Raw genomic sequence first — 4095 nt, forward strand, 5'->3', positions numbered from 1 at the left:
TAGGGCTCGATGAACTCCCACTCCACATCCGTCAATTGCACTCGCGTCACGCTGAACGATCTACCGGATCAGGCCCCGAGACGAGGGCAGATCCCGCAGATTGATCACAATCAAATACGCGCCCTAGGGCGACCGCGAGCTCTCATGGCGGGGATGGCATCACCGTGTGCGGACGGGAGGGAGAATCGCGTGTGTGACTCTGCTCGAAGATCTGGCTTCCTGGTGGAACGGCCTCGACTGGTCTCAGGCCCAGTGGGGGCCGATACCGGCATGGCTAGGGCTTCTCTTCACTTTCATCACCCTTACGACCGGTCTGGTCACGTGGGTGGCGAAGCGCCGTACGCGGCGCCTGCGACGGGCCATGGGCCCGGCTGACGATCTGCGTGACGCCTTGAAGACCATTCGACGGCTTTTCCAGGACATCGCCGCCGAGCCGCGGCGCAGCCCGTGGTTCATTGACGAGCAGCGCCGAGAGGCGGGGCAACGCCTTCGTGATGAGGCCGAGCGCCTCGACGACGCGAAGCTGCAGAAGCACGTCCGGAGCGCAGCGGATGCGTGGGATGCGGCCTTTGCCGCTGCTCCTCCATCGGAGGGGCCCTTTATCGCCTATGCGGGGAGCGACACCATCATCTCCGCCAGAAGTGATCAACAACGTGCGGCAGATGGGCCGCGGTTCGCCATGCAGAGCGAACAAGCTCATGCTGGCCTGTCGGCCGTGGGGGCTGCGCTGGAGCGGCTCAACAGGCTGGAGCGCAAGGTCGTGGGACGCTCCTGACGACTTGGGCCCGGCTCCCGGGGTCCTGGGAGCCGGACGCTTGACGGTCGCCCACATTCCCATGACGATCGATGGGCGCAATAATCCGCAACCCCCAGGAGCGATCATGCGCCTCACGTTCATCGCGAAAGACCCGGACAGCAACCCCACCGGGTCGCCGACCCTCTATCGCACCGATCGGGGAACCTGGGTCGTCCAAGGATGGATCGTCACCGACCCCGAGGCTCTCCAGCAAATGAACGTTCCCGAGGGCGAGTCAGCGGTCGAGATCCCGGACAGGATGATCCCGTTCTTCCGGGAGAACGCGTGATCGTCTCTGACCAGGAGTTCGAGAAGCTGCTCGCCAGCTTCGAGAGCGAGGCCATCCACCTCGAAACCCGTGATGCGTACGGCACAGAGGTCGAATTGCCGTACATGGCGAGGTGGGCCGCCGGAGAGCCGGACGACCTGGAATGGCTGCAGGGATGGTGCGCGACGCTGCGCGAGCACGCCGCCGCGGACAGGGTCGCACGCCGGGCCCGCATCGTCTCAGAGCCTCTGAGCAACTACCAGAGGTGGTCGCACAGCATTGCCCACCCCATGGTCGATGCTGGCGAGGACATCAGGTGGGTCCCCCGGCGGCTCCTCACCGTGCCAGGCCGGGTCATCCTGCTGCCCGCGAACGACTTCTACGTCTTCGACGGGCGCCTGGTGGTCTTCCTCACCTACGCAGGGAACGGCCTGGCCCGGGAGAAGATCGGGTCCACGGACCCGCAGGACATCGCCCGCTGCATCAACGCCTTCGAGTCAATCTGGCAGTTCGCCGTCCCACACCGTGACTACTCGCCCATCTAGCCCTGCCCGGCAGGTCGCCGAGGAACTCGGCACGCGCCTGCGAGAGATACGGACGGGCGCGGCCTTGACCGGCCGCGCCCTCGCCGCGCGGGCCGGCTGGCACTACACGAAGGTCAGCCGGATGGAACACGGCGTCAAGACGGCGACTGAGGAAGAGATCCGGACCTGGTGCCGGATCTGCGGCGCCGAGGACCAGGTGCCAGATCTCATCGCGACCGTCCGCGCCATCCACTCGATGTACCAGGAGTTGCGACGGCAGACGCGGGCCGGGATGAAGCGCCTCATGCAAGCTCCCGTCCCGCTGTATGAGCGCACGCACCGGTTCCGGATCTACGAGCACAACGTCATCCCGGGCCTCTTCCAGACAGCTGGCTACGCCCGGTCCATGCTGACCTTCTGGTTCGACTTCCTCGACGCGCCCAACGACCTCGACGTCGCCGTCGCCGCCCGCTTGGACCGTCAGCAGGTCATCCACGGCCCTGACAAGCGCTTCGACGTGCTCCTGGAGGAACAGGCGCTGCGGACCTGGTTCGGCTCAGCCGCCGTCCAGGCTGAGCAGTTGGAGCGGCTGCTCACCGTCATGTCGCACCCGCACGTCTCGGTGCGCATCATCCCCATGATGATCGAAAGACCGTGCGTCGCCTCGGCGGGCTTCTGGATCTTTGACGACGAGCTGGTGACGCTGGAGACGCCCACCGCCAGCATGGAGATCACACGGCCGCGAGAGATCGAACTCTACGCCCGCATGTTCGAGCACCTGGCCAGCGTCGCCCTCGCCGGCCGCGCCGCACGAAGCCTAGTGCTGGCGGTCATCAAAGAACTCCGCACCGATTAACAACGCAACATTCCGCAACATCCTGGCTTCCGCACCGGGCCTTTTCTACGGTCCTGGACATGGACAGTCACGGGTCCGAACCCCCCACATCGCCCGCCCTCACGGGCGCCACGAGCAGGCCTGCCGACGACGACGTGACGCGCGGCCGGCAGGCCGAATCCGCCGAGCACGCCCCGCGTATCCCTGAGTTCCGCGGCGTCGAGCGGCGGCCGGACGGCACGTGGACGGCCATCCACAAGGCGACCGGCGAGCCGATCACGGCGACGACCTTCGAGCAACTGGAGCGCGTCGAAGCGCCGATGGTGCGCCTCGCGCACGCCTTGTGGGGCAGCTCATGAGCGACTGCGTCCAGCCCTCCACAGACCGGCACGGCGGCGACCGTCCTTCCCGGGCGTCCGCCGCCGCGCCGCCGCGCACCGACTCCGCGCGGCAGCGGCGGCCAGGCGCTGGACCTGCCACCGTCGGCCGGGCCGCCGCATTCAAACGCCCTCCGTGGGCCTGGGCCAGCTCCGGCGAGACACCGTTCCGGGCGGGCGATCCGGCGTGAGGACCGCGGCCTCGCTTCCCGTGCCGTACATCACGGCCTACGACGGCGAGAGCGTTGCCTACCAGCTCGCCCTGGCCGCACACCTTGAGGCGACGGACGGCATCCGGCTCTCCTATGCCGACGCGACAGAGACCGACTGGCTGTTCGGGGTGCTCTGGCATCGGCACGGCATGTCCCGCGCCGGTCGCCCGCTGTGGAAGCCGGTCAACACCGCTCGGCAGCGCCGGTGCATGCTGCACAACCTGTGCCAGGTGTGCGGCCGGTCGGCCGTGGACGACGGCCGGATCTGGTGGGTGATGGCCGAGCCGCCCGCGACGACTGGAGCCGGGCAGCAGTTCACGAACGCGCCGCCCACCTGCCGGTCGTGCATCCCCAAGGCTCGCACGCTGTGCCCGCGCCTACGGCCGGAGTCGCACGTCTACACGGCGCGCGCCAGCGAACCGTACGGGGTCGTGGCGGACCTCTACCGACCTGCCGCCAGGCGGAAGGTCGTGGTGGTCCAGCGCGCAATCGAACTCCCGTTGGAGGCGTTCCGCGATCTGGAGTACGCCTTGGCCACGCAACTGATCGTCACGCCCCATGGTCTGCAACGGACCGACCTGGAGCGCTCCTTGGACAGCCCTGCTGCCGTGTCGTGAGGCGCGGCGGGAGCAGGGCCCGAAAGACCCTCTCTTTGCCGAGGGGAGGGCGGCCCCGTCGCCTGGGGTGGTAGCCAGGCGCATTGGCGGGGCCGCCCACAAGACCGGTCCCCCGCCCGCAAGCTGGAGGGCTTCCCCGGGCGGGGACCACCTAGTGCCGTAGCAGCTTGGGTTTGCCCTGTTTCGTGGTGGCACGCCGATCAAGGTCCCACCGTGGAGGGCGTGACCGCTTCAGACTCTGCTTGTGGCCGAACGGGTTCGTGTACGCGAGATCGATGACGACGAAGGGAACCGGCTGCTGCGCATCGTACGGCGCGGCAGCGGGTCGGTGGTGACCTGGCGGCGGGCGCAGATGGTGCTGCTGCCGGCCCAGGGCATGCCGGTGGCGAAGATCGCACAGGTGGCATTCACCAGCGAAGACCGGGTCCGTGATGTGATCCACAACTTCAACGCCGATGGATTCGAC

7 protein-coding genes are annotated in these 4095 nt (G+C 67.8%); all 7 read left to right on the forward strand.

Translation table 11 applies throughout. The features are described from left to right. The first annotated feature begins 193 nt into the window (after positions 1-193). Positions 194-775: a hypothetical protein gene (locus EJK15_RS67970; RefSeq protein ID WP_138720718.1), complete on the forward strand. Its 582-nt coding sequence runs from the start codon at positions 194-196 to the stop codon at positions 773-775. Between the two features lie 106 nt (positions 776-881). After that, complete coding sequence (locus EJK15_RS67975) at positions 882-1085, forward strand: hypothetical protein (protein WP_138720719.1); 204 nt, start codon at positions 882-884, stop codon at positions 1083-1085. Continuing rightward, positions 1082-1609 (forward strand): DUF6879 family protein, encoded by a 528-nt coding sequence (locus EJK15_RS73980; RefSeq protein ID WP_240778125.1) that lies wholly within the window; start codon positions 1082-1084, stop codon positions 1607-1609. The genes EJK15_RS67975 and EJK15_RS73980 overlap by 4 nt, the downstream gene beginning before the upstream one ends. Next, positions 1590-2444 (forward strand): helix-turn-helix domain-containing protein, encoded by an 855-nt coding sequence (locus EJK15_RS67980; protein ID WP_206062306.1) that lies wholly within the window; start codon positions 1590-1592, stop codon positions 2442-2444. Before EJK15_RS73980 ends, EJK15_RS67980 begins: the two co-directional genes overlap by 20 nt. Positions 2445-2503: 59 nt before the next feature. Beyond that, complete coding sequence (locus tag EJK15_RS67985) at positions 2504-2782, forward strand: hypothetical protein (protein ID WP_138720721.1); 279 nt, start codon at positions 2504-2506, stop codon at positions 2780-2782. A 229-nt stretch (positions 2783-3011) separates the two neighbouring features. Further along, positions 3012-3629 carry a hypothetical protein gene (locus EJK15_RS67990; protein WP_138720722.1) on the forward strand — a complete coding sequence of 206 codons (618 nt, stop codon included), beginning with the start codon at positions 3012-3014 and terminating at the stop codon, positions 3627-3629. A 244-nt stretch (positions 3630-3873) separates the two neighbouring features. Continuing rightward, positions 3874-4095: helix-turn-helix domain-containing protein (locus EJK15_RS67995; protein ID WP_171075414.1), on the forward strand; the 222-nt coding region annotated here is incomplete at its 3' end.

Source organism: Nonomuraea basaltis, from assembly GCF_005893125.1.
GTDB lineage: Bacteria > Actinomycetota > Actinomycetes > Streptosporangiales > Streptosporangiaceae > Nonomuraea > Nonomuraea basaltis.

Coding starts and splice junctions, on each gene's coding strand:
- EJK15_RS67975 (WP_138720719.1), top strand. CDS start 882: ATGCGCCTCACGTTCATCGCGAAAGACCCGGACAGCAACCCCACCGGG.
- EJK15_RS67985 (WP_138720721.1), top strand. CDS start 2,504: ATGGACAGTCACGGGTCCGAACCCCCCACATCGCCCGCCCTCACGGGC.